Source organism: Microbulbifer maximicatervae (SeqCode), assembly GCF_056232625.1.
In genome coordinates this window covers 471,525-498,510 of the sequence record NZ_CP174324.1, presented here as the reverse complement: position 1 = coordinate 498,510, position 26,986 = coordinate 471,525, and the positions used below count along the sequence as shown (strand labels likewise).

At 45.8% G+C, this 26,986-nt stretch carries 36 protein-coding genes, 3 tRNA genes and 1 pseudogene; 7 read left to right on the top strand and 33 right to left on the bottom strand.

Annotated elements, in window-relative coordinates:
* Positions 1-75: 75 nt before the first annotated feature.
* The 15 genes and pseudogenes from ACJJI6_RS02165 to ACJJI6_RS02095 all read right to left on the bottom strand — a co-directional run bounded on the left by ACJJI6_RS02165 (position 76) and on the right by ACJJI6_RS02095 (position 10,085).
* Entirely contained in the window at positions 76-558 is a 483-nt protein-coding gene (locus ACJJI6_RS02165; RefSeq protein ID WP_475712356.1) for a hypothetical protein, read from the bottom strand.
* A gap of 110 nt (positions 559-668) precedes the next feature.
* Positions 669-1,193 carry a hypothetical protein gene (locus ACJJI6_RS02160; protein ID WP_475712355.1) on the bottom strand — a complete coding sequence of 175 codons (525 nt, stop codon included), beginning with the start codon at positions 1,191-1,193 and terminating at the stop codon, positions 669-671.
* A gap of 533 nt (positions 1,194-1,726) precedes the next feature.
* Positions 1,727-2,413: a hypothetical protein gene (locus ACJJI6_RS02155; RefSeq protein WP_475712354.1), complete on the bottom strand. Its 687-nt coding sequence runs from the start codon at positions 2,411-2,413 to the stop codon at positions 1,727-1,729.
* 260 nt (positions 2,414-2,673) lie between these two features.
* The gene (locus tag ACJJI6_RS02150; protein WP_475712353.1) at positions 2,674-2,928 is read right to left on the bottom strand and encodes a hypothetical protein; all 255 of its coding nucleotides are present in this window, start codon (positions 2,926-2,928) and stop codon (positions 2,674-2,676) included.
* A gap of 266 nt (positions 2,929-3,194) precedes the next feature.
* Positions 3,195-3,347, bottom strand: a complete 153-nt coding sequence (locus ACJJI6_RS02145) for a hypothetical protein (RefSeq protein WP_475712352.1) — start codon at positions 3,345-3,347, stop codon at positions 3,195-3,197.
* Positions 3,348-3,350: 3 nt separating this feature from the next.
* A complete protein-coding gene (locus ACJJI6_RS02140) occupies positions 3,351-3,491 on the bottom strand; it encodes a hypothetical protein (RefSeq protein ID WP_475712351.1) in 141 nt (46 codons plus the stop codon).
* A gap of 7 nt (positions 3,492-3,498) precedes the next feature.
* Positions 3,499-3,861 carry a capsid cement protein gene (locus ACJJI6_RS02135; RefSeq protein WP_475712350.1) on the bottom strand — a complete coding sequence of 121 codons (363 nt, stop codon included), beginning with the start codon at positions 3,859-3,861 and terminating at the stop codon, positions 3,499-3,501.
* 85 nt (positions 3,862-3,946) lie between these two features.
* A pseudogene (locus ACJJI6_RS02130) lies at positions 3,947-4,768 on the bottom strand (phage major capsid protein).
* A gap of 420 nt (positions 4,769-5,188) precedes the next feature.
* On the bottom strand, positions 5,189-5,992 hold the full coding sequence (locus ACJJI6_RS02125; RefSeq protein WP_475712349.1) for a head maturation protease, ClpP-related: 804 nt from the start codon (positions 5,990-5,992) through the stop codon (positions 5,189-5,191).
* Positions 5,993-6,001: 9 nt separating this feature from the next.
* Complete coding sequence (locus ACJJI6_RS02120) at positions 6,002-6,544, bottom strand: hypothetical protein (RefSeq protein WP_475712348.1); 543 nt, start codon at positions 6,542-6,544, stop codon at positions 6,002-6,004.
* Positions 6,534-6,761, bottom strand: a complete 228-nt coding sequence (locus ACJJI6_RS02115; RefSeq protein ID WP_445354549.1) for a holin — start codon at positions 6,759-6,761, stop codon at positions 6,534-6,536. The genes ACJJI6_RS02120 and ACJJI6_RS02115 overlap by 11 nt, the downstream gene beginning before the upstream one ends.
* The gene (locus ACJJI6_RS02110) at positions 6,758-7,114 is read right to left on the bottom strand and encodes a hypothetical protein (protein ID WP_475712347.1); all 357 of its coding nucleotides are present in this window, start codon (positions 7,112-7,114) and stop codon (positions 6,758-6,760) included. Before ACJJI6_RS02110 ends, ACJJI6_RS02115 begins: the two co-directional genes overlap by 4 nt.
* Complete coding sequence (locus tag ACJJI6_RS02105) at positions 7,114-7,509, bottom strand: DUF5675 family protein (protein ID WP_475712346.1); 396 nt, start codon at positions 7,507-7,509, stop codon at positions 7,114-7,116. The genes ACJJI6_RS02110 and ACJJI6_RS02105 overlap by 1 nt, the downstream gene beginning before the upstream one ends.
* A gap of 219 nt (positions 7,510-7,728) precedes the next feature.
* Positions 7,729-8,580, bottom strand: coding sequence for a hypothetical protein (locus tag ACJJI6_RS02100; RefSeq protein WP_475712345.1), 852 nt, complete (start codon positions 8,578-8,580; stop codon positions 7,729-7,731).
* A gap of 677 nt (positions 8,581-9,257) precedes the next feature.
* Positions 9,258-10,085 (bottom strand): hypothetical protein, encoded by an 828-nt coding sequence (locus ACJJI6_RS02095; protein ID WP_475712344.1) that lies wholly within the window; start codon positions 10,083-10,085, stop codon positions 9,258-9,260.
* Between the two features lie 1,225 nt (positions 10,086-11,310).
* Between ACJJI6_RS02095 and ACJJI6_RS02090 the strand changes: the two genes are divergently transcribed.
* Positions 11,311-11,670 carry a hypothetical protein gene (locus tag ACJJI6_RS02090; RefSeq protein WP_445354554.1) on the top strand — a complete coding sequence of 120 codons (360 nt, stop codon included), beginning with the start codon at positions 11,311-11,313 and terminating at the stop codon, positions 11,668-11,670.
* 107 nt (positions 11,671-11,777) lie between these two features.
* Here the strand turns inward: ACJJI6_RS02090 and ACJJI6_RS02085 are convergent, their stop codons facing one another.
* From ACJJI6_RS02085 to ACJJI6_RS02040, 10 genes are all read right to left on the bottom strand, one after another.
* A complete protein-coding gene (locus ACJJI6_RS02085) occupies positions 11,778-12,440 on the bottom strand; it encodes a hypothetical protein (RefSeq protein ID WP_475712343.1) in 663 nt (220 codons plus the stop codon).
* Positions 12,441-13,513: 1,073 nt separating this feature from the next.
* Positions 13,514-14,053, bottom strand: a complete 540-nt coding sequence (locus tag ACJJI6_RS02080) for a hypothetical protein (RefSeq protein WP_475712342.1) — start codon at positions 14,051-14,053, stop codon at positions 13,514-13,516.
* Between the two features lie 322 nt (positions 14,054-14,375).
* Positions 14,376-14,642, bottom strand: a complete 267-nt coding sequence (locus tag ACJJI6_RS02075) for a hypothetical protein (protein ID WP_475712341.1) — start codon at positions 14,640-14,642, stop codon at positions 14,376-14,378.
* A 95-nt stretch (positions 14,643-14,737) separates the two neighbouring features.
* On the bottom strand, positions 14,738-15,094 hold the full coding sequence (locus ACJJI6_RS02070) for a hypothetical protein (RefSeq protein WP_475712340.1): 357 nt from the start codon (positions 15,092-15,094) through the stop codon (positions 14,738-14,740).
* A 168-nt stretch (positions 15,095-15,262) separates the two neighbouring features.
* Positions 15,263-15,769 (bottom strand): hypothetical protein, encoded by a 507-nt coding sequence (locus ACJJI6_RS02065; protein ID WP_475712339.1) that lies wholly within the window; start codon positions 15,767-15,769, stop codon positions 15,263-15,265.
* Between the two features lie 174 nt (positions 15,770-15,943).
* On the bottom strand, positions 15,944-16,318 hold the full coding sequence (locus ACJJI6_RS02060) for a hypothetical protein (protein ID WP_475712338.1): 375 nt from the start codon (positions 16,316-16,318) through the stop codon (positions 15,944-15,946).
* A gap of 226 nt (positions 16,319-16,544) precedes the next feature.
* A complete protein-coding gene (locus ACJJI6_RS02055; RefSeq protein WP_475712337.1) occupies positions 16,545-17,129 on the bottom strand; it encodes a hypothetical protein in 585 nt (194 codons plus the stop codon).
* A gap of 28 nt (positions 17,130-17,157) precedes the next feature.
* A complete protein-coding gene (locus tag ACJJI6_RS02050; protein ID WP_475712336.1) occupies positions 17,158-17,604 on the bottom strand; it encodes a hypothetical protein in 447 nt (148 codons plus the stop codon).
* 318 nt (positions 17,605-17,922) lie between these two features.
* Positions 17,923-18,258: a DUF2190 family protein gene (locus ACJJI6_RS02045; protein ID WP_475712335.1), complete on the bottom strand. Its 336-nt coding sequence runs from the start codon at positions 18,256-18,258 to the stop codon at positions 17,923-17,925.
* A 60-nt stretch (positions 18,259-18,318) separates the two neighbouring features.
* A complete protein-coding gene (locus tag ACJJI6_RS02040; RefSeq protein ID WP_507021913.1) occupies positions 18,319-18,534 on the bottom strand; it encodes a phage major capsid protein in 216 nt (71 codons plus the stop codon).
* Here ACJJI6_RS02040 and ACJJI6_RS02035 point away from each other — a divergent pair.
* The 3 genes from ACJJI6_RS02035 (at position 18,484) to ACJJI6_RS02025 (ending at position 20,378) form a co-directional block, all read left to right on the top strand.
* The gene (locus ACJJI6_RS02035; RefSeq protein ID WP_475712333.1) at positions 18,484-19,434 is read left to right on the top strand and encodes a tyrosine-type recombinase/integrase; all 951 of its coding nucleotides are present in this window, start codon (positions 18,484-18,486) and stop codon (positions 19,432-19,434) included. The genes ACJJI6_RS02040 and ACJJI6_RS02035 overlap by 51 nt on opposite strands.
* 118 nt (positions 19,435-19,552) lie before the next feature.
* A complete protein-coding gene (locus ACJJI6_RS02030) occupies positions 19,553-19,936 on the top strand; it encodes a hypothetical protein (RefSeq protein ID WP_475712332.1) in 384 nt (127 codons plus the stop codon).
* A 1-nt stretch (position 19,937) separates the two neighbouring features.
* Positions 19,938-20,378 (top strand): hypothetical protein, encoded by a 441-nt coding sequence (locus ACJJI6_RS02025; protein ID WP_475712331.1) that lies wholly within the window; start codon positions 19,938-19,940, stop codon positions 20,376-20,378.
* Between the two features lie 129 nt (positions 20,379-20,507).
* Here ACJJI6_RS02025 and ACJJI6_RS02020 read toward each other — a convergent pair whose 3' ends face one another.
* The 5 genes from ACJJI6_RS02020 to ACJJI6_RS02000 all read right to left on the bottom strand — a co-directional run bounded on the left by ACJJI6_RS02020 (position 20,508) and on the right by ACJJI6_RS02000 (position 22,217).
* Positions 20,508-20,969, bottom strand: coding sequence for a hypothetical protein (locus tag ACJJI6_RS02020; protein WP_475712330.1), 462 nt, complete (start codon positions 20,967-20,969; stop codon positions 20,508-20,510).
* Positions 20,970-21,025: 56 nt separating this feature from the next.
* A complete protein-coding gene (locus ACJJI6_RS02015; protein ID WP_475712329.1) occupies positions 21,026-21,460 on the bottom strand; it encodes a hypothetical protein in 435 nt (144 codons plus the stop codon).
* A gap of 394 nt (positions 21,461-21,854) precedes the next feature.
* Positions 21,855-21,930: transfer RNA gene (locus ACJJI6_RS02010), tRNA-His, on the bottom strand.
* Positions 21,931-22,045: 115 nt separating this feature from the next.
* A tRNA-Arg gene (locus ACJJI6_RS02005) sits at positions 22,046-22,122 on the bottom strand.
* 18 nt (positions 22,123-22,140) lie between these two features.
* Positions 22,141-22,217 (bottom strand) — tRNA-Pro (locus ACJJI6_RS02000).
* Between the two features lie 340 nt (positions 22,218-22,557).
* Here ACJJI6_RS02000 and folD point away from each other — a divergent pair.
* The 3 genes from folD to ACJJI6_RS01985 are packed head-to-tail and all read left to right on the top strand — an operon-like array spanning position 22,558 to position 25,125.
* Positions 22,558-23,403, top strand: a complete 846-nt coding sequence (folD, locus tag ACJJI6_RS01995; protein WP_108733712.1) for a bifunctional methylenetetrahydrofolate dehydrogenase/methenyltetrahydrofolate cyclohydrolase FolD — start codon at positions 22,558-22,560, stop codon at positions 23,401-23,403.
* A complete protein-coding gene (rsuA, locus tag ACJJI6_RS01990) occupies positions 23,396-24,100 on the top strand; it encodes a 16S rRNA pseudouridine(516) synthase RsuA (protein ID WP_282932200.1) in 705 nt (234 codons plus the stop codon). The genes folD and rsuA overlap by 8 nt, the downstream gene beginning before the upstream one ends.
* 8 nt (positions 24,101-24,108) lie before the next feature.
* On the top strand, positions 24,109-25,125 hold the full coding sequence (locus ACJJI6_RS01985; protein WP_475712328.1) for a class I SAM-dependent methyltransferase: 1,017 nt from the start codon (positions 24,109-24,111) through the stop codon (positions 25,123-25,125).
* A gap of 48 nt (positions 25,126-25,173) precedes the next feature.
* On the opposite strand, the gene ACJJI6_RS01980 is transcribed toward ACJJI6_RS01985, so the two are convergent.
* The 3 genes from ACJJI6_RS01980 to msrC all read right to left on the bottom strand — a co-directional run bounded on the left by ACJJI6_RS01980 (position 25,174) and on the right by msrC (position 26,975).
* Positions 25,174-25,629, bottom strand: coding sequence for a hypothetical protein (locus ACJJI6_RS01980; protein ID WP_444897768.1), 456 nt, complete (start codon positions 25,627-25,629; stop codon positions 25,174-25,176).
* 126 nt (positions 25,630-25,755) lie between these two features.
* The gene (locus ACJJI6_RS01975) at positions 25,756-26,502 is read right to left on the bottom strand and encodes a spermidine synthase (RefSeq protein ID WP_475712327.1); all 747 of its coding nucleotides are present in this window, start codon (positions 26,500-26,502) and stop codon (positions 25,756-25,758) included.
* Positions 26,502-26,975, bottom strand: coding sequence for a free L-methionine (R)-S-oxide reductase MsrC (msrC, locus tag ACJJI6_RS01970; protein WP_475712326.1), 474 nt, complete (start codon positions 26,973-26,975; stop codon positions 26,502-26,504). The genes ACJJI6_RS01975 and msrC overlap by 1 nt, the downstream gene beginning before the upstream one ends.
* Positions 26,976-26,986 lie beyond the last annotated feature (11 nt).

Below are 26,986 nucleotides of genomic sequence, written 5' to 3'. Positions count from 1 at the left end.
TTAAACACTAAATGCAACGCATAGTACAAATGCCACGCGTTGCGAATTACTCTTAAACAGTTTGTTATACACAAACTAATTACTCGAACGCTCTAGATTAAAGGACCTGCCCGTACGAAAGTTCGTATAGGACATTCCATCAAGCGTTACCTTCTCCACACGATAAACTTCTTGATAGAGTGCTGGCTCTCCATCTATGTCGTTTGTTATTGTCGAATAAAGGCAGTGGGAGTATGACCATAAACCGGATTCACGCACTCGATATTCACCGGTGCTATCTACAAATTGAAAATGAATAATAAAAGTACCGTCACTAGCTCTATCTACACTCCAAACTTGATGCCTACCATTACCAAGTTCTTTTTTACCTTCCCACTTTCCGACTAAATCATTAGGGTTTGAATTCGGGCACGCATCCGTATTTTGAAACGCAGCTGAGTTCAATGGAAATTCATAATTATTTTCATCATCAAAGCTAACTAAGACTGAAATTAATATTAAAGCAGCCATACCGCCCAAAATAAAAAACACAAATGAAATAAGAGCCAACCTTATCATCTAGCCTCCTTGCGGTGGTGTATAACTGTGGCTCTCAAGCGTCGCTATAAGCGGTCGCTTGGAGGGCCTTGTTTTTTGTTTGTTCACCATTCACTATAATCTTCAATTCATTAATATAGTGGCTTAACAGGGGAACCAGCAGAATGTGCCGGATACTCAAGGAACCAGGTCATGATTTGTCGCTGAGGCAAATAACTGATCAGTTCATCACTGGCTCGGTTATATACTTTTGCATTAAACGTCCCTTTGCTGGTCAATACACATTGCCAGATGTGTCCCCCCTCTCCAAACGCCTGTCTATCGATGTCGATATAGCTATCCAGTAGAGGATGGGGGTCAATCACGGCGGAAACTAATTCCTCCTGGATAATTGTCAAAAACAGTGGCTCCGCCATATGTTCAAGTCTGACCAACGATCCCTCGACGTTCTTTTCCCAACCCCAGCCTATACGTACTGAATACCCACTCCGTATTCCATCGATTAGTGCGTCCATACTTCCAGCGATAGGACTACCGTTTTCGTCGTGTTTGTATACAGCCTGCCAACCTTGTTTAATCGGTGTATTCGCATTAATGTTGGAGCTATTACACCCGCCAACAATAAAAAGTAAAAGAACTATAAATAAAGCCTTCATTGAAGCCCTGCCTCCTTAAGTTAAATAACTCATAACGTCTCAATAACCTGCATCGTTATGGCGAAGACACGCTTTTAGCTGTCCGGAGCCAAAGACGCGTAGTTAATTGACTTGTTAGGTGTTTTTGGCCAAAAGGAGCACTTCGCTACATGCAGCATTAACGCTATTGCTGGAAATGCCAAAAAAATTGCTATGAATGCTGAAAACACTACGGACAAAACACCAACGACAGTACCTATAACAACAAGTGCTTTAGGTGCGCGATTATCTCTTACCCAGTAAAACAAAATTGAAAAATATAAAACCCATGCGGGAATGAAAAACGGGAAAGCTATTTTTACCGACACTCCTATAGCCAGAAAAGATAAGCCCGAGCATAGAATCGTAGTAATAAGCCTGTATTTCATATGACACTTAACGCCTCAATAATCGGCCGGAGCACACAGTACGGAGGTCCAGCCCCGAAGGGGCGACATTGATTGATTTGTTATGCATTTCAGGGCACCTTACTTGGAGAGGGAAAAACACATAATTTATATATGCATCGCCCTACTGCCCACTTTAGACCACCTTGATTGAAAACCTAATTCCCCCCAATAAACATCTTTTCCAGATTTGATTTCAATATAGAAATTCTCTTCGGCCTTCCCTGAAGGCTTACTTTTTTCATTATGATAATACTTCTCAGAACTGAAGGCTGCGAAGAATACAACTTGGTCACTTGCTTTTAAAGTTAGCTGATCTAAAGCCGGCCTTTCTATACTATTTTTTTCACAGTCTGCTTCATTTCGTGGCTTATTTTCCCGATAAACACAAACGAAGTCGCCTATCTTTTCCAGTTTTTTCCCGTCGATTGCAATACTAAAGTTTGAGATATTAACATTATTTTGAATAAAAATTTCTGGAGAGACATGAACCTCAGAGACCATAAGCGCCTTATTAGCATTAATGTGTTTTTCAAAGAAATCAGCATTTGGAAATTGGGGAGCATATTTCATCTGAATGTACTGATAATCAAAAACTATGTTTTTACCACTACCCCCAGACATACTAGATCTCTTCGAGAGGCTATCATTCATGCGTGAAAAATACATGATGTCGCCCGAGTTGCTAATAAGACTATTTTTCTCTACGGAAATAAACTTGAAGCCATATATCGGCACGTCACAGCCTGTCACAAATATACTTGCAACGACAATCATTAATGTTTTGTAAAGCATGGAGCAATTCCGTTCAAATAGTTACTTCAGACTAACGATTTTTTATGCATAACGCCGATAGCAAAGGCGAGCGAAGCGATAGCGTAGTGAGTCCAGCCCACGTCTTTTGCGGGCGATTTTGCCTACCCTTGTTATGCTTATATGCCCCAGCTAAACATTAAAATTAAATTAAGTAAATTCAGACATAAACCTGTAGCCATAAATATACCTACCCACAACCAAAACTCGAATGGAGAGAATTCTTTACTGACAATAGAAAACTAACTAACAATTACACCTGTTTTTAATGCATTAGCCAAATTTGCTATAGGGTAAGACGACAAGATAGACCAAGCAAAAATAATGGTAACACTCTTGCTGTTCATATCTTTCGCATATTCAGAAAATGCACAGAGCAAGATACCGACAGGAATCGACCAAAGCGCTACCAATACGAGCAGTGACTTTAAAACAGCCCTATTTTCATCGTTACTAATAACTCTATTGCTCATAATGCTAGGAAGCATAACATTCATATAGTGGTCATCATGACCACTATTATCTTGACTACTATTTCTGATACAAATTTACACCAACACGCCATCTTCTTCCACTAAATCAATAGATTACGCTTACTTGGCACCAGCGCTCCACCTAGAAAAATGATCAACTTGACCACTATCCCCATTTTTAATCGATCTTTTAAGTCAATGATTTTAAAACATTTTCCTGTATGTTTGAGCAACTCAAAAAAATAACAATCACAATGATCATAAATCCTGTGCTGACCTACCCACTAAGGCTACACATCCACCAGTAATCGCCAAACAACCCCATCATCCGCCAATCGCTTGCGCACCGTATACCCCACACCATTTAGCGTAATCACCGCCTCTGAGTTGTAAGCACCTACCTCACTCACCAGCAGACTCAACTCAATACGCGGCACCCGCACGCGTTAATCATCATCGAACTCATCAATCTCCTGCTCAAAGATCACCTGGCAATCAATAGGCTCACCGCCGCTACCATCATCATAGGTAGCGGCTTTGCCCCATTTGCGGAACGCGCGCTCTGCGGCTCTCTGGTCAAGATCCATGGTTCACCTAGGATTTAACGGTGCCCGGTACGCCGGTAAATTTGACTGCGAAGCTGGTAACACTCGAACCCGCAGCCTCAGCGGCGAAGACGCTTGCCCCGGTAATATCACCAGTGGCTGCGTTGTTATCGAATGAGCTTAAGGCAACCACCCAGGTGAGGGTTTCACCCTGGTTGATCTCTGCAACAGATACCTTGGGCACGGTGAATACGCCATCAATACCAATCACGCCGGACTCACCTACCGCGATATCATCCATCGCCACACCCAGCACCGCGCCGACCGGTACCACCTGGCCAGAGGTGATATCCGCGCTGGTGCTGTTGGTGTAATCCAGCATGCGGCCGTCTTGTACAAAATTAGTAGCCATTCTCTTTCCCTCAATTGGGTTTGTAACTGAAAGTAAAAAGGCCGCGCGATGCGGCCTCTTCAATGAACGTTGTTAGAGCTAGCGGTTAGCTGGTTTTTGGAGTCTTCACCATACCTTTGGGGTCCCAGGCTTTGGCTGCGGCATCCAGGCGAACTTTGAATTCCACCCCATCAATACTCCAACCATTTTGCTCTTCCAAAACTGGGGCTTGCTGGCCATCCAGATAGAGCACTTCGATAGTGTCATGCGCTACTGGGTCGACATTGAGGTACCACGCATTGTGGCCACTAAGGCGCGCATCAGAGAGCACTTAGGCAATATTGCGTACGCTATTCGGTGTTGTGTTGTTTTTGGTGGATGCACCCACTTCGTACTCAGATTTCAGGGCAACCTTTGCGCTGCCTTCATCAGCAATATCACAGAGCAGGAACTTGGGCCGGATGTTGAGCACCGCATCGCCATCCTTCTGCTTGCCCATCAATACCCGCGCAATATCAATACTGCTGGTATTGATTCCCGCTGCGCTAGCGAGGTTGCCATGACTTGCATCGAACAAAGGCTTATCGTCAGCCATATTGGGATTATTGAGCAGGATGCTAAATACCAAGTCACCTACAGTGCGCACAGCAGCCAGGCCCATCTTTTGTGGGATACGGGTAAATGCGCTGAGGTCATCGTTAATGATGGCCTGGCGGGTAATGGAGAAGAGTTCACCGTAAGTAGCCAGTGCAGCTGTCTCGGCGCGCTCCCCGATGCTCACGTATTTAAATTCTGCCCCCGGAGCCACTCGGCGAAGTGAGGGGAAGCTGCCCAGGTCCGTGCGGGTTGTTAGTTTAAAGTCACTGAGGTTGCCGACGCTGGTAAAGCGCGGGAAGATCTCTTGTGCTTCTTCATAGCCTTTCAGCATGGATTTATTAGCAATATTGCCGAGAACAGTCGCGAAGTCACCAGAGCTATGGGTAAACGCGGCGGCGACCACACCCATCCGATCCAGGCCAGACAAGCTCTGCCCATGGGCCTGCATCAGGATGCGGGCAATCTCCATCATGGTGTAGCCACTGAGCTCATTGCCTTCTGTGCGCTTTTCACCGAGGGCACGCACGGCAATGGCATTTTCAGCATCAGCCTTAAGCCGTTTCATGCCCTTACCTTCCTGCACCACCACGCTGTAGCTTTGCACTGGGGTTGGGGTTTGATTACCCAGGGCTGTGAGCAGTTTGTCTTTGGCGCCCTGCACTGAGCAGTCCATATCATTGAGACATTCCTGCATCACAACACTGTGCGCTTCAAAACCTTTAAATGCGGCCGTGATATCGTCTTTGCGCTTTTACTCATCCGCTGCAAATTGTGCTCTGGCATCGGCTTCAATTTGCGCTTTCATTTCTGGGGCAACCTCGGTCGCAGCGGTTGCAGCTGGCGTGGGGGAGGTAGTTTTCGACATGGCTTGCGCCTCCTTGGTTTGGCTTGGGTTGTCTGCAACCGCAGACGGGAATCTAAATTCAGTGGCCCCCTGCATTACCAATGCACTAATAGCTTGAGGGGTATTTTTGAATTGGTTTAAATGATCGGCACTGAAGCTTGCAGCCATTTCAATAGCTGTGGTGGTATCGGTGGCGAAACCGGCTTCCACTGCCTCAGCACCGGTATACCAAGTCTCGTCATCCATCACTTGGCTGACTTCCTCATCCGACATTCCAGTGCACGAGGAATACAGGTTAATCATGGTGGTTTTAATTTTTGCCAATAGGCCTTTGGTTTTTTCCAGAGCGCGCTCGTCACCGCGAACGCCGGCACTGGGGTTATGCACCATGTAATAAGCATTTTCGGCAATATGGACGGTATCCCCAGCAAGGGCGATCACACTGCCCATACTCAAGGCGACACCTTCAATCCAGGTTTCCACCTCTGCCTTATGGTCTTTGAGCGGGTTGTAAATAGCAGTACCGTCGAACACATCACCGCCGGGGCAGTTGATGTGTAGATTGATCTTGCTGACATCACCGAGTGCTTTTAGATCTCGTGCAAAGTCTTTTGCTGTTACACCCCAGTTACCGATGTAATCGTACAAATAAATATCGGCTTCACTCGTATTTGCAGCAGCAGTAATGCTGTACCAAGAATTTTTAGGCATTGCGGTTTCCTATTCAGACTCAGAGTCGGACTCAGTATTTTCTGCGGGGACCGCAGTGCGTTTAGTTGGAGTTGTGATCTTGTTTTCTCGCAGCTTTCTCTGCCAGGCAGCGGTCTGCTTAACCACATCGTCCGGCTTCTTACCACGGCGGCGAATGGTCTGCTGTGGGCTGGCTAGAACATCTTCCAGCAGCGCTTCATCGGCACTGGCTTCATGTAACGGATTAATCCAGGGCATGACCGGGGTAATAAAATCGACATGCATCAGCGTGGATGGGTCGACATCTCTTGGCACTTTAAAGGCATCAGCCAGTAAGCCCATCTGCATCCAGCGCCGGGTTGCCGGCTCTACGATTTCCTCACAGAATTCCAGGCTGAGGGTTTCATAATTTGTCCATTGCTCTACCAGTTCCTGGCGCTGCGAACTATAAGTGCCGTGCATACGAAAGGCTACGTTATTTAGGGCAACCGAACTGGCATAAGGTAATTGCTTCTTCAGTTCAGCAGCTGCTCGATCAAACTTTGAGGTATCGAGCTTTACACTAACGTCCATCGTCCCCGCCCTGCTGCTCTTGCAGCTTCAAGCGCTTGTGGTTGTAATACCAATTCACAATGAACCCACCCAAAGCAATCAAGAAACCACCTACCGCCAATATCTCTTGAGCTGCATATCCACCAACTACAGCAGTACCTGCAGCAACCGTAGTGGTTGCACTGGCGACCTTCTGAACCATGGCTTCCCTCGCTGCCTCTTGAGCTACAGTGTTCACCGCTTAACCTCGCTCACCCACGACGTCACAAAATAGAAGCCGATGATGATGCTGTAAGGCTGCACAACCACATCAACCAGCAAGCCTTTCAGGTCTGCTACAAAAGGCGCCTTCAAAGCCATGGCCGCTGCAATAAAAAAAACCAACAGCGCCCAAACCAAGGTCACCAGAAAGGCAATTAATCTTCGCGCCCGGTTCTGCGGCTGCGTGGCCTCCAGGTATTTCAGATACCAACGAGATTTTTCCTCATTGGTAAACCACACCGCATCCACAGTATTCACAGTGGCATCCAGCACTTTGTTTGCCGACTCGGGGCCAGCAAATAAACCCTTAACTCCAGACCAAATACCCATCACGGATACTCCGGCACATAGTGCGTGATTGTTCGATTAAACTCATGAGGCAGCAGCTCTCGCAATTGCTGCATCGCCCTGCGGGATTGCGTCACCCACCAACTGCCGGGAGCCAGACTAGAGCCAACCCCAATGCAGCCCTGCACATCTGCAGCATAATTTGCTATATGGATCAAGATTTTTGAACGACTAGGCACTTCCAGTAGCTCCCACACATTGGGGAACCTTGGTGAACTATAGGGATTACAGGAATAAACCCCTTCAGGAATACAGCTCTCGAACGGACGATTACCTAACCACGGGCGCTCTACCGTATAAAACACACAGTCGCGCACCCTTAGCCGTCCCAATGTGGCATTAGGCCCATAGGCAAATCGCTGCAGATTGTAATTCATGAAGTTCTACTCGCAGAGTATTGGAATAGAAAACGGCACCCAAGTGAACACCGCCAAGTACAGAAAATCAAAGACTAAAAAATGAAAAAACCCGCACAAGGCGGGTTAAGAGAATGGTTAAACAATCTTTTTAAAAAGTAACTCTATGAAATACATAGACAAGCTAAATTAATCATATCCTTTAACCACAGATCACACTTAAAGACATAGTCAATCTGATTAATTATCGTAAGCAGTACTCAGTAAATGTAAAAGGGAGATAGAGCCTGAATCTTCCACATGACCATATTCATATCTTGCCATAACTGTAATGTAGTAATCCTCACCTCCATCTGTCCTAGTAAATTTTGTGGCATCAATACTTAACGGATCCACAAACAATGAATCACTAACATTATAAGCAGGAAAATAAATAACTGACTCTCCTTTCCCAAACCATAGCACATCAATAACAAACGCCTTTTCAGCCTTAGTATTACCTGGCATGGCAACTAGTTCATCTCTAAGTGACAATTTCACTCGACTATCATCTAGTGTGACCTTTTCGACATCAATCACCTTACTTGGATTCGCCGCTTTCAATTCTCCCTCAACAAAAGCTAGACGTTTTCCATACTCATACGCATCTCCATTAGCACCTAGCTCAACAAAACTTTCGTAATCAGATACAGCAACTTCAATGGCGACAAATTTACCATCTTCATTTAAACGATCAAGATTATCTACGCGCACATTAACCTGACGGAATACCCAAGCATTATTAACTTTCCCGTTAAAAACCCAGCTATCCCCATTGGGATCATTACCACTAAATAAGTTTTTTACTAACAGTTTTGGTGCATGGGCGTACTCAATTTCCAAAGAAGTAAGAATAGGAGTAGCCCTAGGCTCCGCCTGCTCGACAGTCAACGTTACGGATTTAACATCATCCAGATCAAGCCCCGAATAGTCAACCTCTCCTCCTCCTGAATAAAAATTCTGCAGTTCATACTTGAAAGTTTTCGCCTGAGCAACGCAAGCCAATAAAGCCACAGAAACGACAAGTGTTTTAATTGCACTTTTAAATAACATGAAAAATCTACTTATAAATATATTTAGAAATTGGACCAAAACAGAAAGCAACCTCAATGCACAGAGTTACTCTTTCCAATCTGGCAAACTAAAAAATCACAACAAGGTAAAACCACGACAAGAAATTGAAGTGAAAAATAGAGCTTCTATAGAAATAGAATTGCTCCAGAAGAAAACCTTAAAAATAGCAGTATGAAAAACTCACCCTTACCCTCCCTGACAGAAAACACCTAGTAAATCCAGATGGGAATTTTATAACACAAACATGCCGCAGTAAATGATAAAAACCTAGCAGGTGAGCCATTGTTAGGACGATAGAACTAAGTAAACCAGTTAAAACCTTTACTCATAGAATTATCTACCAGCCGAGTTCAACATAAGCAAATTATACAAAATCCGATACCTGATAACAGGCCAGGGAATGCCCGCATTCTCCATCACCTGAATAACATCCTGGATAGGAAACTTACCCAGACCCATCTTTGGTGGCACAGGCGAGCTATGTCTTCTATTAGGCAGCAGCCTCGTAGCGAAAAAAGTATGGGCAACAAAAAAACCCGCACAAGGCGGGTTAATTTTTATGAAATAAGTATCGCTACTGAGCGACTATCTAAGATTTCTTAACTGATTTTAACATACAGTACATCTTAAACCTTAAATCAAAAATAAGGACGCGATTAGTGCTGGTAAGCATCTCTAAGCATATCTTCAAGATATACATGATGAGTTTCAGACTCCATACCTTGCGCGTCTTTAATTTTAACACTTATGGCTGCTTCATCACCATCAGGACCAGTTGTTGTTGTCACTTCTAGCTTATATGCTTCATAAAATTTTGATTCATCACCAAAAGGTGCGTGAAAATGGTAAACCTCTTTCCCCTCCCCAAACCACAGTAATTCGACAACAAATGCCATATCACCATTGTTTGAATTTGGATCAAGAGTTGGGTTATCTCTTAGAGACAATTCAACCTGCTTACCGTCAACTGTGAACGTTGCGACATCAACAATCTTGCTTGGAGTCACATCAACCAACTGCCCATGAACAGTAAATAGTCTTTGGTCATAGTTCAGTGAACGCTCTGCCCCAATAAAATTTTCAGCCTCAGAGACATAACCATCAATGTTGATCATTGTATTATTTAAGCTTTCGAGGTCCAAGCCATCTACTACAACATCAAGCTGACGATACACCCAGGCGTCATCGACGGTCGCTTCATGTCTCCAACCTCCGTCATCCACCTGGAAATTGCTTACTGACAGACTGGGGGCATTAGGAAAGTTAATTTCCAACGAAGTAAGTATAGCGGGGGACCATTTATCTTTTTGATCAACAGTCAAGGTTGCAGAGCTAGCGCCTTCTAAATCTAGACCGGGGTACTGTAATTCACCACCAAATGAACCTAGATCTTGAAGTTCGTATTGGAACGTTTTAGCTTGCGCGCCGAAGGCCAACAAGGCCACAGAAACAGCTACTGTTTTGACGGTATTTCTTAAAAACATAAAAACTCACCAAAAAATGTATTGATTAACTAACGAAAGAGGAGGTGAAACTTACAGCACACCTTAAACTAAGTAAATTATATTGAACTTAATTTAGCATCCTTTCCCAGTACGATCTTACCAAATAAAGAAACTAAAAATTTCACGAACAATATCTTTCTCATTCACCAGAATTAATACAAACAGAACGCGTAAAAACCCAGCGCCTGATCACACTTTGTAAAACAGCCATTCAAAAAATACATAAAGTGCGATTAAAGTTTGAAGAAACTTACTGAGCTAACCAACTTCCAGGCATAAAAAAACCGGCTCAGTGGCCGGTTTAATTTTGCAAAGCAGAAAAACTGCATGCTAGGAAATTTATACCCCCTCAGGACAAAGCTGTCAACAAGCGGCTTTAAGTCGCCCTCTGTACTCCTGTACAACTTCAGAAATAGGCCCTAAAGCTCTTGCGGGCAGAGGGTCCAAACGCCGTTGCAAACGTTTCCAAATTTTTACCCACTCCCTATCCCACCGCTTTTTGTCACATCCTAAAATTGTCCGCGCTTGACCCAGATCTATTAATCGATCATTTACATCACGTAGTGCACACGCATTAATACAGAATAGCGCCAGCTGGCTAACCTTTTCTCGCAAGCAATTCGGAATATAGCGAACGGCACTCAACTCAAAGCTCTCCGCAACGGGATTACTCACCAAGCTCCCGGAGCAAGAGTTGTATCAATTCCAGTACATCCTTGAAAATCTGATGGAGGTGGAGGTCCAGATTATCGAGCGACCTGGAACTTCCTGTAGTCCCTACACGTTAGAACGCTTGGCACAGTTATAAGGCTCACATAGGTATATACCCCTGGAGATATAATTACCCAACCATGGACGCTCTACGATATAGAAAGTTCAGCCATACAATATCAAACGTCCCAAAGTAGCAACCGATTCACTGGTAAATCTTGTCACGCTAAACTCCATAAGGTAGAAACTTCCTATTTGGTTTTTTAGTTGAAAGTAGTCAAAAAAATAGGTAAGCTACTCCTCTTTTATGACCCCGAGACTACACCGGGTTACGGAACAAACCCTCGTACCATTTATGTCAGGATTTATTAAGTTTCAAAAGACCACAAACTCCACCATAGGACGACTAATTACTCTCCCTATATAGAAGCAAATCAAACCCATCTATAGTTCCAACTCATTATTTTCAGGCGAAAATACTTTATAGGTAAACATGAAAAAACTTATCATGAAAAAATTAATATTACCGATTGCTATTGCCTTATCTTACTCACCAATCACCAGTGCAGCCGGCATTGCGTCTTCATTTGATATTGAATATGTGCGTATTGGCAAGTCTGGAAAAGGGTTTGTCAGGTTCAAATCAGAACTAAACTATGATCCCCCCGAGTGCGCAAGCTCGGATTATAAGGATGCGCTCGCTTTCGATACAAATGAAAAGGGTGGCGCGTCCATATATGCAATGGCCCTCGCAGCTCAAGCACAAGGTAAAAAAATATATGCCGTTGGGAGTGATTCATGTGATGCCTACTCCCAAATCGAAAGTTGGAGTTGGGGTTATATTGTCAATTAAAACTTCTCTGTATTCAGAACTTAAAAAACCGGCTCAGTGGCCGGTTTAATTTTGCAAAGCAGAAAAACTGCACGCTAGGAAATTTACACCCCCTCAGGACAAAGCTGTCAACAAGCGGCTTTAAGCCGACCTCTGTACTCCTGCACAACCTCAGAAATAGGCCCTAAAGCTCTTGCGGGTAGAGGGTCCAAACGCCGTTGCAAACGTTTCCAAATTTTTACCCACTCCCTATCCCACCGCTTTTTGTCACATCCTAAAATTGTCCGCGCTTGGCCCAGGTCTATTAATCGGCCATTTACATCGCGCAGTGCACACGCATTAATACAAAATAGCGCCAGCTGGCTAACCTTTTCTCGTGGGTGCTGCTCTTCCCATTTGTCGAACTCACTCATCAAGTACCGCAACAGAGCCGCTCGCTCTTTGACTCTTGAGGCTGGCGGGGCGTAGGCGGCCATGCCCCAGCAGTATGCCAATGGATCACTCTCTCTCAACTTTGCAACTGCATCTTGGATTAATCCCTTTTCACAGGCATCCATGATGCGGTTGCCGCTGTCCTTGGCTCCGGGGGTTTCTTTTGCAACTAGTGTTGGGGCTGCAACCCGGCAAATAACTTGGTTGGCCCTGCCCTGCACTTCTCCGCGAATTACAACTTTTCGCCCTCGCCCAGCTGAGGTAACCGTACTTCTGCCGCCCATGGCTTCATAATCAAATGCAGCGGTGGAGCTATCAAAGGCGTCGTGCCACGCTTGTCTAGCACTTTCGAATTTCATGTCATGCCCCCCAAGCAATTTTCAAGCAATCAAAAACCAACCACACACCTCATCAAGCAGCCTTCGGCATACTCTCGTAGTAATCCTGAAATCGCCTTTCAGCTGCGTGCAAATTATCGCGGTGATAGGTGCCCAGGTAATTTATGTGGCCCTGGTTTATCCAGAATTGGGTAACCACCGTATTCGCGAACACAACCTCCACGAGGTGAGCGGACTTGGTTATGAGAATCGTAATCTGAGCGCAGAGCCTGTTGACAGCTGTCGCTCTCTTTCCGGATCAAGGTAATAAAGACCTCGCAAGACCGAAAGGTCATAGTCCATATAGCCACTGATGCCATCAATGGGAGTTATATCAACAGAACTTAGTGACTCTTAACCGGGTTCAAGGTCCGACATTCCCGCCACTTATGAATAGGAAGTGCCATCACCACTGCGATAGAGCTTGGTTTTATAACCTTGTGCCATAGTCATAACCTCATCGAGTTGTTTCGTTAAAAGTCTGCGGGTTCGATGGAATACATGGCGCTATAAGTCAGGCGTACTTCACCTAAAGGGTGATCTTGGTCAGCGCAAACTCGGTTTGGCTGAGCAAGAACAAATCACAGGCGTCCTCCAGAGAAGTATCCTGCAAGGCGCTTTCAATATCTGCCGCTGCCTAGTCTAACGCAGCATATACATCACCGCTAGTTTCCACTACCGCAGCAACCGTCAGATCCAGTTGCCGCTCGGTACCGCCATGTATTTCGTGTTCGATGTTCTCAGCTGCAAAGCCCATCACAATGGCCGGAAGCTTTTTGCTATCAACTCCTTCTATGGTGCCAGGAGATGGAAATGTGAAGCCGGATAGGGTTTACAGCTTGCTTTGTACGACATCATGGATTGTTTTGCGTTGGATCATTGGATAATGCTCCAAAAATTTCGGGCATAAAAAAACCCGCTGGTGCGGGTAATAAATTTAAAGTTTTGAAGAAGCTAACTTTACTCGAATCTTACATATTGGTTGATAGACTCAAGCAACTTTACAGATAAATCCGCTACAACAATTGCTTACAAACCTTCAATCACATATAAGTTTAATATGCATTCTTTATCTTCATCCCTGGATTTAATACAGTGCAAGCTGCTAAAAATTCATCAAGCCCTTCTTCGGGGATACTAATATTCAAATGATCAGTTACATTTTCATACAAATTAAGCTGAATAGCTCCAGCCTGTAAGTTGCAGGCGGGCACAGGGATAGTCCTTACAATAAAAGCATTTATTCGTGCAAGATCAAATTCAGCTTTAAAAGAAATGACATCACATATTTTTTCACTTGAAAATGCACCATTAAAAACCCCTACCGTGGCTGTCTTGCAGTTATCAAGATAAAACGACTCATAAAAGAACTTACCCTCCTGAACCCCCATATATGGATTATTTGCAGTTTCATGAACTTTATTACCGTTAGCGCATACCCCCTCACCAACACCTGTACCGCCAAGATACATATCAACTATGCTTATCGCTTCTTCTTGCGTCATTGAGGAAGCCTTCACCCTCGCACTTTCTGGCAATTGGTACGCACAAGCACATACAAGTAAAGACAAAACGATTAAAGCTATTCTTTTCATTATTCACACTCACAACATCTATTTGCGTAATTTCTGACTTAGATTTTTAACACCTTAAGTAAAGAATATGAAGTGGTCTCCCAACCTTAGCTAGTTATAGTTACTTCATTCTTATACTACCCTGAAAAGCCTTTTAAAAGGCGGCAGCCATTGAACACCCAAATGAGAGTGAGAGTTGGACGAGCGCTATTTCCTTGCGGTATGGTATTCACGCTCATGGCCGCCATGAAACTTAAACTACTTTGAGGAAGGAGCCCCCCTAGTAACTTATCGCGGAGCTGTTCCGCGAAGCAGACAACCCCCTTCAAAACAGCCTCGCGTCCTATACCCCAAGGTTCCTTCTAAGGACTTCTGCTGAAGTTATAATACGGTCAGTTCGATATAGTTCCGGATGTTTTTCAGCTTCACTGTAATCAGTAGGATCACCAGTTTTTGCATTAACAACCCAGGAAACTTCAGGCCTGCGCTCACCTAGATATGAACCTACCCACTGCGAATTAACACCAAGTATCTCAGCAACAACACCATAGGTGCAGCGTGTTTTAACTCTATTGAGATACTCAATAATTACTTTTACTTTTTCTTCCACTGTGCGACTCTCAAATGCTGATAGCTAACAAAAAATCAATTCTTGATAAGTCAACATTGTCGCTGTTTTATTTTATTTTGGGAAGAGCACCCCCCCTAAGCATTCAACTGCACCCGCCTTACAAACTCATCATCCTCTAAAAGGCTACACACCTGGTACCTATGTACCACTAATCGAATCAGGGCTCCTGTACCGTGGATCCCTACTTCACTCGCCAGCAGGCTTAACTCAATGCGCAGTACTCGCACGCGGATATCCCCCCAGCTATACACCACCACCGCAACAACAAAATCCAGCCGGCGGGTAGTGCCTGAGAATTCTTGTTCTGTAGCAAAGCCTACAAGGATAGCCGACAGCTTTTCTCGTTCGATGCCTTCAGTGCTGCCAGCTGAGGGGAAGTTATAACTGGGTAGGGTTTTTAGTTTATTTAGCACCGCATTACGGATTGTCATGCGTTGGATCACTGGGGAGCGCCCCAGGAATTTCGGGCATAAAAAAACCCGCTGGTGCGGGTTTAAGATATCTATCGTCGGTAGCGAGTTTTATACAAACTATGTTTTTGTTGACCTCCTGAAGTTCAAATGAGAAGTACTATTTCGCAAATTTTTTGGATACCGGCTTTACAGAGAATAAATTCTCGGATCTACAGTACATGATATCTTTTCTGCGGCCACTCCCGGAAATAGTGCCCCCTCACCAGATCTTAAAACCATTTCTTGCGGCTTCCCTGTTGCATTTTGTGTAACAAGTAATCCACAGCGTTTTTGCGAATCTTGCCTAAATTCTACGGTATATTCCTCCTCTGCCTCTAATTTAACAGAGAAGAAAAGAGCGTCGCACCAAGCTACGTGCCCTCCTTTAGCGGGCAAACCCCAAGCTCCTACAGAGATAGTTACCACCTCTTCAGAAGGCAAAGCGTGCTTACGCGAATCACCCGGTTCAAAAATCTTCCCAATAGTTCTTGGGTTCTCACAGTTACTGGCATCATCGTAAGTCATAGCGTTCATATAACCTACTGAGGCGTTTCGAAAAAGCACCTGGGCCCCGCCCGGGATATTTTCCTGCAATGGCGGATGCGCACAGGAAGCCAAAAAAACCGAAAAGACAACTAATACTATATATTTCATCAAGACCCCAAAAATAAAGTAATTAATCCAAGCTATGTTTACATAGTTCAGTATTTTCTCTAATTCTCATAACGTTGAAAAGCCTTTAAAAAAGCAGCAGCGACTGAACACCCAAAGAATAATGGAAAATGCAAAAATTTGAGTGTCAATTTTTGGTTGACCATTAAAACAAAATCAAAATTGCACGCCATTTAAACAAACAGCCACTTTGGAAGCATCATCAAAATGATGTTTTAATATCTGCTCTTTTTGGATACAGCCTCCAAGAAATTCACCAAACTGTCTTGCCTTATCAGAAGAGTCGATAATACCGACTACATTTTTTGCTTTATGAAAGCAGATATCCTGCACAGTTTCCACTTCTCTTTTACACTCACTTGAGGTGACACCATAACAGGATGAATACTGGCTATTCTCGCAAAGAAGAATCTTAGCATTCTGAAACATTGCGTTTCTAATAGCCTTATCACGAACCATTACACTCTCATCACTTGAGTATGAATTGAATGATAAGGATACTAATAATACTGTAAAAAATGGCTTTTTCATAACAACTTACTTAATAATCTAGCGAGTTAACAATTAATCCGAAATAAAATTCTTTATATCACCTTATAGCCCTTTAAAAAGGCATCAGCCACTAAACACCCAAAGGAGAATAAGCAATAGCGAGCACTATTTCCTTACTGTGTTGTATTCAACGCTAATGACCGCCATAACTCAGCAATACTTTAACTTATTTAGCATCAAGGAATAAAAAAATAAAAATACAAAGCTAGTCTTTCCAGCTAGAATCTAATAGTTTATTCACAGCTATGAACCTTTCTTCTAAGCTAGACAAGGTTTGATCAATCAATTCTTGCGTCATTTCAATCTCAGTTCCATCAGGACGACTGAGAGAACCATGATTTGCACTTGCTAGCAGTAGCTGTTTGGTACTTTCCATGCTTTGTCGTACACCACGTTCAAACCTTTCTACTGCTGAATTATAATCAGGCGATCCCTCTGGCCATTTAAGGTCACTTTTAAATCTACCTAACAATTCGCCATTTAAGATCTTCAACTCTTCAGGAACATTAGAGTCCCTATTTTTATAGGCATTTGATACCGCTTTCCAAGTAGCAATCTGAACCTCCTGACCAAATATCATCGTTTTCTTAAGAGAATGAAGAAAAAACTCAGAATCCTTCTTTGATACCTTATTGAGTTCAGCCCAAAAAATGTCATGCTGCTCTTTGGTAACCTTACTACTACTAAACACTTGCTTGGGAATCTCAGACAACGTAGAAGCAAGTGACGCGAAGGAGAAAAATAAAAAAGACAACCCTAAAAATAATCTCTTAAAATAAATAATCATCACAAATATAACTCCGTTTTACTTTGAAATATCACTGTACACCTCCAACAGTCTTATTGTTTTTTGTATCTACAACTCTTACGTTCTCTGAATAGCTTTCTGATCTAGAATCAATCCGGTAATATCCGCCTTTTTCTCCTTCAAACCAGAGATGTGCAATACTATATGCCATTCCTATTGAGTATCTTACAGTTACATTATGCTTTCCTGGTTTCAAATAAACCTTAATAGGATATGTTGTATCTACTGTCATCATAGAATTAATATCATCAAAAGTAGACTTGTCATCATTTGATAGAATTTGTACAGACGTGGTATATTTTCGTTCTGAGTTAAAAGGCAAATACCACCCTTCAAGAATCACCTCTTCTTGTACTGGAAGTCTTTCACCTGAGCACATTTGTTTTGGTTGGACACTACAACCAATAACTGCGAATAACGAAAACATAATTACGACTGTTTTAATGAAGCGATCCACTCTCCCCCTAACATAAAAGCACTTAAAATTCAAAACAATAAAATTGATTCAAAAGAAGTTTCTTTATAATTCAGTATTTTCACTGTTTATTATCACTTTGGAAACCCTTTTAAATATCAATGAGCTACTAATTCTACAAAATAATAGGGGAAGCTGTTATTAGCCTCTATCATCAAATGCACAGCTGTACATTTCTCATGCACAACCAGTATTTCTTGAATGGCTCAAAACAGAAGATCTACCGATTGTAGCTACCCATCCACCAAACCAACGCCCGCTCAGCAGCTCCCTGAGATAAGCCCATGATGGGTTAGGACTTCACCGTGCCCCATACACCGGTGAATTTGACCGCAAGGCTAGCAGACTCAGCGGCGAAGACCGGTTCCCAGTGGCTGCGATGGCTGCGTTGTTATCAAACAATTTCGAGACAAACACCCATGTGAGGGTTTTACCCTGATTGATCTCTGCGGCGGATACCTTGGGAACGGTGAATACACCATCAATACCAATTACACCTGACTCACCCACGGCGATATCACCCATCGCCACACCTAGCACCGCGCCGACTGGTACCACCTGGCCAGAGGTAATATCCGCGCCGGTGCTGTTGGTGTAATCCAGTATGCGCCCGTCTTGTAAAAAATTTTTAGCCATTTCACTTTCCTTCGACTTGGCTAATAACTGAAAGCAAAAAGGCCGCACGATGCAGCCTCTTTAATGAGCGTTGTTAGAATTAGCGGTTAGCTGGTTTTTTGGGTTCCAGGCTTTGGTTGCGGCATCCAGGCGGACTTTGAATTCCACGCCATCGATGCCCCAGCCATTTTGCTCTTCTAAGACTGGTACTTGCTGACCATCCAGATAGAATAATTCGATAGTGTCATGCACTACCGGGTCGGTATTAAGGTAGTTGCCGGCACCAACGCCTCCCAGGCTGAAGTCTGGGTTGCCTATGAGAAATACCTAGCCGGTCTAGTGCAAAAGACCTTTACCTTCGCGGATTTAGTAGAGCTCTACTTCGCCTCCCCCCAGTACACCAAACATATAAAACCGCAGACTCAAAAAGACTACTACCGCTACAGCCAACGTGTTCTCGCGGTATTTGGGAAAATGGAACCAGACAATATCACCTCCCCACTAGTACAGATGTTTATGGATGCGCGCGGCGCTGAGTACCCCACCTCACCCAATAGAGAGCGAACCTTTCTAGGCATTGTGATGAAATGGGGCAAAGCCAGGGGCTTCGTTAAGATTGAAGACCCCACAGCAGTAGTAAAAACAATTAAAGTAAGGCCCGGCGGGCGTTATGTAGAAGACTGGGAATACCAAGCCTTTTGGCAATGGCTGGGTGATCGCGGCCATGTGATGCACCAGTGCGCTATGGAAATTAGCTATTTGTGTGCAGCCAGGCAACAGGATGTACTCGCTCTCACCCGTGCAGACATCCAAGAAGATGGCCTATTGATCGTGCAAGCCAAAACAGGCAAAGCTCAATTGAAGCTATGGAGCTCAGCCCTCAAAGAAACCGTTGATCGCGCAGTAGCCACCAACACAGAAGCACAAATCCAAACTACCCATATCATCCGCAGCCGCGTAGGCCGCGCCTACACCCGCACCGGGTTCAATACCATTTGGCTTCGCGAGCAGAGAGCGGCGCTAGCTGCTGGGGCAATCAAACAGCGCTTTCGCTTCCATGATTTGAAAATCAAAGCAGCCAGCGACTTTGAAGGGGATGTTCAAAAGTTCACCGGGCATAAGACGCGATCTATGGCTGAGCGGTACAACCGTACAGCAGATCGAGTGGTTAGCTTGGGGCATATAGAGAAACCATAAAAGATCCCCAAAGAAGAAACCAAGGGGCTCGGCTTCAATTATCCCCAAAAAATACTTAGAATTGAGATATGAGCTTTAAGCGACAACCTATCCACCCCAAATTAAGAAGGCAAACCAAATGAAAAGGGAGAAAGACCTTAAGAGGTACGGAAAGACACTTTCTGAAAAGCTCTCCTCCTACCTTAAAGATAATTTGAAAATTTCATACGAAATATACCCCTCTATCGCACCCGGCGCCTTAATCATATTCGATATAACAGAAGATCAAAAAAGAGCAAAATACAACCGACCAACAAAAAATGTTTCTGAGGCCCTCACCTCAATTAAGCAGAACTTCATTGGAGGCGACCTTCAAAATGTAGATTTTGGAGGCACAAACATTTTCATGGACAAGAGAAAGGTCATTTTAATTAAAGGAGATGATGATCAAGCCACATGGAGCAAAAAGGCCGCATTGGAAGATGTGAAAAAAATCATCAGACCCGAAACTCGGAGCATTTAAATTGGTCAGACGAGCTAAAAGGAAAATTACCAATGAATCACACGGACACCTTGACCAAGACATATTTAAAAGACTAGAAAGTCTTGAAAACAACAATATATTCCTTGGCTTAAATCCCTGGATTGTAATCGGCTCAATATTCACTTTTCTTACCGCATCTTTTGGAAGCATTTACGCTTGGCAGATCAATCGAATCGATAAAATAAACAAAGAAAATATAGATCGAATAACTAAGGAGTACGAGTCAAGAATAGCCTGGCTAGAAGAAAAAGAAAAACAAACTATCGGGCTAAACGAAAAACAGTGTAAACATGAATTATCAATATCTAAAAACAAATTAGACACTTGCTTCGCGAAAAACGCCGAATTACTAAGCGAAATTGATAGTGCATCAAAAAAAATAGATAAAACATCCCCAACCCTCAGCAAACATATAGACTAGAGCACTATTCACGGCACAAGTATCTATTAGTAACAAAGCCCCCCACTAGGCGAGGCTTTAACTCCCTGATAAACACGGAAAATCTAGAGTGTCCGACGGGGATCGACTCCGCAAATTCGGCCCGTTACCCTACCACTGATAAGCAAACTTCAACTTAATACCATATAGCTCATTATCAAAGTTCAAGTCATCATCTTCGCTAACACCGCCATAAATATCGCCACCTATCACCCATGAGGAATCAGAAAACCCTGAAAAATAGTAGTTATAGAGTAAGGAAATCCCGTGATAACGAGTCGAGACTCTACCTCCACTATCGTAACCAACAGTCCCCAGAAATGTTCCCACAGAGTGGCGATCGGAAGACACTAAGCGCTCCCAACCAATACCATAACCTTCGGTCCAACCGGCATGTTCTGAATAACCCAATAAACCCAAAGTGGCAAAGTATTTATCTTCATCTCGGTTAATTGCGTACTTTGCCCCGAGCCCACCATGATCCCCACCCAAACCTAATGAAAAGTTTGAGTCCCCAGCCGCCGAGGCGAAAGCAGAACAGGTTAAGAAAAATACGCACAGCAGATACTTCATTACAGCTCCTAGCTACTACTTGAAAAAAGAAAATTGGATAATTTTAAGGCTAGAATTTAGTTGGGACCGTCAACATCCCTAGCCCATCGTAAGAACTCTCGAAACGCCTTTAGCTGCGCCGAGTTAAATTTGAACCCCATGTAATTGGAAAATGGATCACTCCTTAGTGGCAAACATTTATTTTTCCTAACGGTAAAGAACATTTTTAAATCTGGATGCCGCTCATCCCAAAACCACATGTCATAACACCAACTACCCACTACGACCTTAATGGTATCTACCGGATTTCCAGAAGGATATTTACGCCTGTCAGGTTGAAAATCCGTGCTTGCAACAGAGAACACTGTCATCAATAGCTCTTTGCGTCGACCAAGATCTATCCAGCTATCACTTGCTGGATCATAGACATACAGTCCAGATACCATCTCGGGGGCAATGCTACTAATTTCACGCCCGAGCTCCTCCTTCTCCTCGCGCTCTGAGTTTGACACCCATATAAAGCAACAAAAAACTACGAAAAATATAAAGAAAGGGAGTTTAGACTTTTTCCGCACGTTCATATTCAAATAAGTCAAATTGGGCCGATGAGCAGCGCTATTTTTCCGCACCAAAATGTACAGCCACTGGAAAAACATCAAAGCTGAGGGCTAAAAATCGATTCAGGCAGGAATGCATACTTCAGACAAGCCCGTCACCAGGCTAGAATCACAAGCTCTTAAAGATGGGAGATTACTGAGAAAACCAGGGCGCCCAAATACCCATCAAATTGAAACCTCAACATGGATTGAGGCAGAAATTCGTACACCGAATTCGTACACTGAGACCCAAAACTAAAAAACCCCGCACTCGGCGGGGTTTTAAGTCCTTGATAAACAAGGAAGAATCTGGGGTGGCCGACGGGGATCGAACCCGCGACCTCAGGAGCCACAATCCTGTGCTCTACCAACTGAGCTACGGCCACCATAAAAGTGATATACTTCAGCACCTTGTGGCAGTACTGATTGCCGGATACCTCTTGCAGCCAATCTGGCTTCAGACTAAGTCCTTTTTGCCAAACCAGCACCATCTTGTGAAGATGGCACGCCCGGCAGGACTCGAACCTGCGACCATCCGCTTAGAAGGCGGATGCTCTATCCAGCTGAGCTACGGGCGCAAGGTGAACCCGGAAAATTGGTCGGGGCAGAGGGATTCGAACCCCCGACATCCTGCTCCCAAAGCAGGCGCGCTACCAGACTGCGCTATGCCCCGTTTTTCCAATTATTCGCACCTCTTTGACCCTGTTAACCGCCCCGTAGGTGGTTGTGTAAGTCGCTGTAGCTGCGAAGTGCGTGCATAGTAATGATACCCCCGGCCCATGTCAACGCTTCTAAGCTATTATTTTTAAAGAAGTTTATCCTTTTGCCTATCTGGGCCCAGAAGTGGCGAAATTATTTCCAACCTGTGCGAAAATGGCGCACTTCGCGAATCCGACCGGATAAAAAGTAAGCGTTTTTAAAAATCGCCGGCTTCCGCCCTTCTATATAAAGTAGGTGCTGAAGCAGATTCCGGTCTATTAGCCATCGATTTTTTACTGTTAGAGATAGTATCTATGTCTGCACTGGTTCTGGACGGCAAGGCCCTGGCACAGAAAACTGAAGAGGAACTCTCGGCTCGGGTAGCCGTACTAAAGGAAAAGAGTGGTGGCCAAACGCCAATCCTGGCGACCATTCTGGTAGGTGATGACCCCGCCTCCGCCACTTACGTAAAGATGAAGGGCAATGCCTGCCGCCGAATCGGCATGGACTCCCTCCAGGTGGAACTGCCCTCTTCCACCACCACTGAGCAGCTGCTCGCCAAGATCGAAGAACTCAACACCAACCCCAACGTCCACGGCATTTTGCTCCAGCACCCGGTACCGGCGCAGATCGATGAGCGCGCTTGTTTTGATGCGATCAGCCTGGAGAAAGATGTAGACGGTGTAACCTGCCTGGGCTTTGGCCGTATGGCAATGGGAGAGGAGGCTTACGGCTGCGCGACTCCTAAAGGAATTATGCGCCTGTTGGAGGCCTACAATATTGAATTGGAAGGCAAGCACGCCGTGGTTGTGGGTCGCAGCCCCATTTTGGGTAAGCCGATGGCGGCCATGTTGTTGAATGCCAATGCCACCGTGACTATCTGCCACTCCCGCACCCAAGACCTGGCCGAGCATATCCGCCGCGCCGATATCGTAGTGGGCGCCGTGGGCAAGCCTGAGTTTATCAAGGCCGAGTGGATTAAGGATGGCGCTGTGGTTGTGGATGCCGGTTACCACCCCGGCGGTGTCGGCGATATCGAGCTGGGCCCACTGACCGAACGCGCTGCAGCTTACACCCCGGTACCCGGTGGCGTTGGTCCCATGACCATCAATACCCTGATCTATCAATCTGTCGATTCCGGTGAGCGTAAAATTGGCTAACCTGATTCGTCTGGATAAAGCGGTCAGCCAGGTCACCGACCTCTCCCGCACTGATGTAAAGCGCGCCGCCTGGGCGGGGCGCATTACCGTCAATGGTGAGGTGGTCACCAATGCGGCCACCAAAATACAAGTCAGTGATGAGTTGTGCCTGGATGATGAGCCCCTGCACGAGCCGGGGCCCCGCTACATTATGTTGAACAAGCCCCTCGGCTATGTCAGCGCCACCAAAGATGGCGAGCACCCTACGGTGCTAGACCTGATTGATGAGCCTAACAAGGAGAAGCTGCATATTGCCGGGCGCCTGGATATTGATACCACCGGCCTGGTGCTGCTTACCGATGACGGCCAGTGGTCCCACAAAGTGACCTCCCCCAACCACCATTGCGACAAGACCTACTACGCTCTGTTGGCCGAGAAAATTGAGGAAGATGCCGTGGCCAAGCTTGCCAAGGGTGTCTGGCTCAATAACGAAAAGAAGAGAACCAAGCCTGCCAAGCTGGAGATCCTCTTTGCCAACGAAGTGCGCATCACCATCGGTGAAGGGCGCTATCATCAGGTGAAGCGTATGTTTGCGGCCCTGGGCAACAAGGTATTGGAGTTGCACCGGGAAAAGATCGGCGAAATCATCTTGGATGAAGAACTTCAGGAAGGTGATTACCGCCTCCTGACCCCTGAAGAAATTGCCTCTATCAATTAAAAAAAGATATGTCAGCCCTTCTACATCAGGAACTTATCCAGGCCCCAGAGGAAACCCTGTGGATCGCCGATGAAAACAGCAAGCCCCTCTTACATCAGGAGGGGTTTCATTTTGCCGGGGATTTAATCAGTAACCGCTGGGATATTGCCGAACTCGCCGAAAATACGGTGAAGCGGAGCTTCTTCAACGATTTCCACTTTGAAGAAGTGGACCGCAAATACCGCCGTATTGTCTACGCCGTTTCGAAAGAGAAGGCCGTAGTTCACCATATTATTGATTGTGCACCCCACTTCCTCGGTGAAGGTGGCGAATTGGTTCTGCTGGGTGAAAAGCAAAGCGGAATCAAAAGCTACGCCGCCAAAGTGGCCGAGCGTCTAGGCACTGCCAAGCACCTGCAAAAAAACGGCAACGACTACCTGAGCAGTAATGTTGTCGCTCACGAGGACACCGGCAATCCAATCGGTGAGCTTCAGTACGCCCAGTTACAGAAGCTGCCCGAGCTTGGCGACCTCTACTCCAAGCCGGGATTGTTCGGCTGGAACAAAATCGATAAAGGCAGTGCGCTACTCGCCCAGCAATTAACGACGGAGTTGCCACAGGACGGTTCTCGTATTGTTGATCTCGGTTGTGGTTATGGTTACCTGAGTATGCAATTAGCCGCTTTGGGTAAATATCATTTTACCGCTACGGATAATAACGCCGCTGCTCTATTGGCATGCCGCAAGAATTTTACCGAACAGGGAGTCGAAGGCATCGTTGTGCCCTCTGATGCAGGCTCTGAACTGGAGAGTGAAATCGCCGATCTGGTGCTGTGCAACCCACCTTTCCACCAGGGCTTTCAGGTCGAGGGAGATTTGACCGATCGCTTTCTGCAACAGAGTGCGCGGATTCTTAAAGATTCCGGCACTGCGATTTTTGTGGTGAATGAATTTATTCCCCTGGCGAAAAAAGGGCCCCGCTATTTTTCCCAGGTGGATTTAATCACCAAAGAGCAAGGATTTTGCGTATACCGACTGCGCCCCTAAGAGCTGGGGCGCAGGCCGGCAGCAGTCGCCTGGAAACAGGATTAAAGGCTAGTAATCGCGCAAATTAAACAAGTTCATCGACAGCGTATGCTCTTCCAACTCTTCGAGTTGTCGCAATCGTTCGAATGCATCCCGTGCCGATGGGGTTTCAGCGCCCTGGGCAAGATCCCGATATTGATCGGCCAGGTAGATCTCGATATCCATGGCCAACTTGGCAATCTGCTCCAAGTCTTCAATATCAATGCCGCGCAAGCGCTGCAAAAATTCTTTCTCTCGCCCTTCCGGGGCAAATTGCACCCAGGTATGTAGGGCTCCAGGGGGCAGGTCTTCATGGAAATTTTCCAGTGAGTGCTTCATGGAATCTTCCCGTCGTCGCAGCTGATCCAGCAGCAACTCGACCCGTTCATTGGTGGCAAGCTGCTCATACTCTTCGTACTGCAGCGCCAACTTGGCATGAAAATCCCTTCCTTCCTGAATCACTTCCTCAACAGTTTTGTACCGCATCAATCGATCCCGGCAGAACACTTCGCTCACCTTGAGTATAGTCACGAGGTGACAAAGGGCGCCAATGAATATCACTATTAAAGTGACAGGGATTTTAGGAGCCGGCCTCTGTGGGGGCTGTCGAGATCAGCGAAGCTGGCTCATGCGGAAATCCAGGCGCCGATTGGGGTTGGCGGGATTGATCTTTTCTGGGGCCCTGGCCGCCAGCTCACCTTTGCGCAGAGTTCTTCTGCCCACTGCCAGGATATGATTCTCGTACTGGGGCATATAGGCCATCCAGGCACCGCCGAGTCGATCGCGCATAGCTTTTTCGCGCCAAGCGCTGTTCTGTAGCTCGGGCCTATCCCCGAAGTTACTGACCAGCACGCCATCTTTATGAAGCAGGCGCATCAGACTGGAGCACCAGGACTTATCGGCGGTTACCGCTCGCTGCGCTACGCCGTCGCAGTGCCCAAATAAGTCGTCGATCACCAGGTCGAAAGTGCTGTGAGAGGGTCGCTTCAAGTGGTCGTGCACAAAGTCACAGGCATCCGCACACACCAGCTCAACATCACGTACGCCAAAGAAGCGACGGGCAATATCCAGGTGCACCGGGTCCAAATCTACGCCGACAATACGCTTGGCGGAGGTGAACGCCTGCAAAAGGCGAATCAGGGCACCGCCACCAACGCCGAGCACCAATACCGAATTCAAGCGCTCTTCAGGGAGGAAGAATGCCGGTAGCAGCAATAACTCCCAAAGGGAGCCCTTGAGGGGATCGCGGGGATTCCACTGAGAGTGGAAGACCCCATTGCTGTAGAGGCGCACACTGGCGCCATGGTTGCGCACCTGATAACAGGTGTCACCAACCTGCTTTTGCCAAAGCAGCGCCATCAGCTCGCCGGGAGGTCTGAGGACTTGAGCAATACCCGGGCAAAATCCTGTAGGCCCACCAGGTCTTCCTCGCTAAAGCGCGCCACACTGGGGCTATCGATATCCAGCACTCCCAGGCAACGACCCGCGTCATCATACAGTGGCACCACCACCTCTGAGGCCGACACGGCATCGCAGGCGATGTGGCCGGGGAACTGATGCACATCCTCTACCAATTGGGATTCACCGGTCGAAACAGCAGTACCGCAAACACCGGCGCCCACTGGAATCCGGGTACAGGCAGGCTTGCCCTGGAAGGGCCCCAAACGCAATTCATCACCGTAGAGGAAATAGAAACCGGCCCAGTTGATATCTTCCAACTCCATAAACAACAGCGCACTGGCATTGGCGGTGTTGGCCAGCCAGTCCCGCTCTCCAGAAAGCAATCCTTCCAGCTGCCCATTTAAGGTGGTGTAAAACTTGTTCAGCGACATACCTAGCGCCC

Bases quoted from the DNA above. Each gene is read 5' to 3' on its own strand.
- ACJJI6_RS02165 (WP_475712356.1), bottom strand. From the start codon at position 558: ATGATAAGGTTGGCTCTTATTTCATTTGTGTTTTTTATTTTGGGCGGT.
- ACJJI6_RS02160 (WP_475712355.1), bottom strand. From the start codon at position 1,193: ATGAAGGCTTTATTTATAGTTCTTTTACTTTTTATTGTTGGCGGGTGT.
- ACJJI6_RS02155 (WP_475712354.1), bottom strand. From the start codon at position 2,413: ATGCTTTACAAAACATTAATGATTGTCGTTGCAAGTATATTTGTGACA.
- ACJJI6_RS02150 (WP_475712353.1), bottom strand. From the start codon at position 2,928: ATGAATGTTATGCTTCCTAGCATTATGAGCAATAGAGTTATTAGTAAC.
- ACJJI6_RS02140 (WP_475712351.1), bottom strand. From the start codon at position 3,491: ATGGATCTTGACCAGAGAGCCGCAGAGCGCGCGTTCCGCAAATGGGGC.
- ACJJI6_RS02135 (WP_475712350.1), bottom strand. From the start codon at position 3,861: ATGGCTACTAATTTTGTACAAGACGGCCGCATGCTGGATTACACCAAC.
- ACJJI6_RS02125 (WP_475712349.1), bottom strand. From the start codon at position 5,992: ATGCCTAAAAATTCTTGGTACAGCATTACTGCTGCTGCAAATACGAGT.
- ACJJI6_RS02120 (WP_475712348.1), bottom strand. From the start codon at position 6,544: ATGGACGTTAGTGTAAAGCTCGATACCTCAAAGTTTGATCGAGCAGCT.
- ACJJI6_RS02110 (WP_475712347.1), bottom strand. From the start codon at position 7,114: ATGGGTATTTGGTCTGGAGTTAAGGGTTTATTTGCTGGCCCCGAGTCG.
- ACJJI6_RS02105 (WP_475712346.1), bottom strand. From the start codon at position 7,509: ATGAATTACAATCTGCAGCGATTTGCCTATGGGCCTAATGCCACATTG.
- ACJJI6_RS02100 (WP_475712345.1), bottom strand. From the start codon at position 8,580: ATGTTATTTAAAAGTGCAATTAAAACACTTGTCGTTTCTGTGGCTTTA.
- ACJJI6_RS02095 (WP_475712344.1), bottom strand. From the start codon at position 10,085: ATGTTTTTAAGAAATACCGTCAAAACAGTAGCTGTTTCTGTGGCCTTG.
- ACJJI6_RS02090 (WP_445354554.1), top strand. From the start codon at position 11,311: ATGAAAAAACTTATCATGAAAAAATTAATATTACCGATTGCTATTGCC.
- ACJJI6_RS02085 (WP_475712343.1), bottom strand. From the start codon at position 12,440: ATGAAATTCGAAAGTGCTAGACAAGCGTGGCACGACGCCTTTGATAGC.
- ACJJI6_RS02080 (WP_475712342.1), bottom strand. From the start codon at position 14,053: ATGAAAAGAATAGCTTTAATCGTTTTGTCTTTACTTGTATGTGCTTGT.
- ACJJI6_RS02070 (WP_475712340.1), bottom strand. From the start codon at position 15,094: ATGACAATCCGTAATGCGGTGCTAAATAAACTAAAAACCCTACCCAGT.
- ACJJI6_RS02065 (WP_475712339.1), bottom strand. From the start codon at position 15,769: ATGAAATATATAGTATTAGTTGTCTTTTCGGTTTTTTTGGCTTCCTGT.
- ACJJI6_RS02060 (WP_475712338.1), bottom strand. From the start codon at position 16,318: ATGAAAAAGCCATTTTTTACAGTATTATTAGTATCCTTATCATTCAAT.
- ACJJI6_RS02045 (WP_475712335.1), bottom strand. From the start codon at position 18,258: ATGGCTAAAAATTTTTTACAAGACGGGCGCATACTGGATTACACCAAC.
- ACJJI6_RS02035 (WP_475712333.1), top strand. From the start codon at position 18,484: ATGCACTACCGGGTCGGTATTAAGGTAGTTGCCGGCACCAACGCCTCC.
- ACJJI6_RS02030 (WP_475712332.1), top strand. From the start codon at position 19,553: ATGAAAAGGGAGAAAGACCTTAAGAGGTACGGAAAGACACTTTCTGAA.
- ACJJI6_RS02020 (WP_475712330.1), bottom strand. From the start codon at position 20,969: ATGAAGTATCTGCTGTGCGTATTTTTCTTAACCTGTTCTGCTTTCGCC.
- folD (WP_108733712.1), top strand. From the start codon at position 22,558: ATGTCTGCACTGGTTCTGGACGGCAAGGCCCTGGCACAGAAAACTGAA.
- ACJJI6_RS01985 (WP_475712328.1), top strand. From the start codon at position 24,109: ATGTCAGCCCTTCTACATCAGGAACTTATCCAGGCCCCAGAGGAAACC.
- ACJJI6_RS01980 (WP_444897768.1), bottom strand. From the start codon at position 25,629: ATGCGGTACAAAACTGTTGAGGAAGTGATTCAGGAAGGAAGGGATTTT.
- ACJJI6_RS01975 (WP_475712327.1), bottom strand. From the start codon at position 26,502: ATGGCGCTGCTTTGGCAAAAGCAGGTTGGTGACACCTGTTATCAGGTG.
- msrC (WP_475712326.1), bottom strand. From the start codon at position 26,975: ATGTCGCTGAACAAGTTTTACACCACCTTAAATGGGCAGCTGGAAGGA.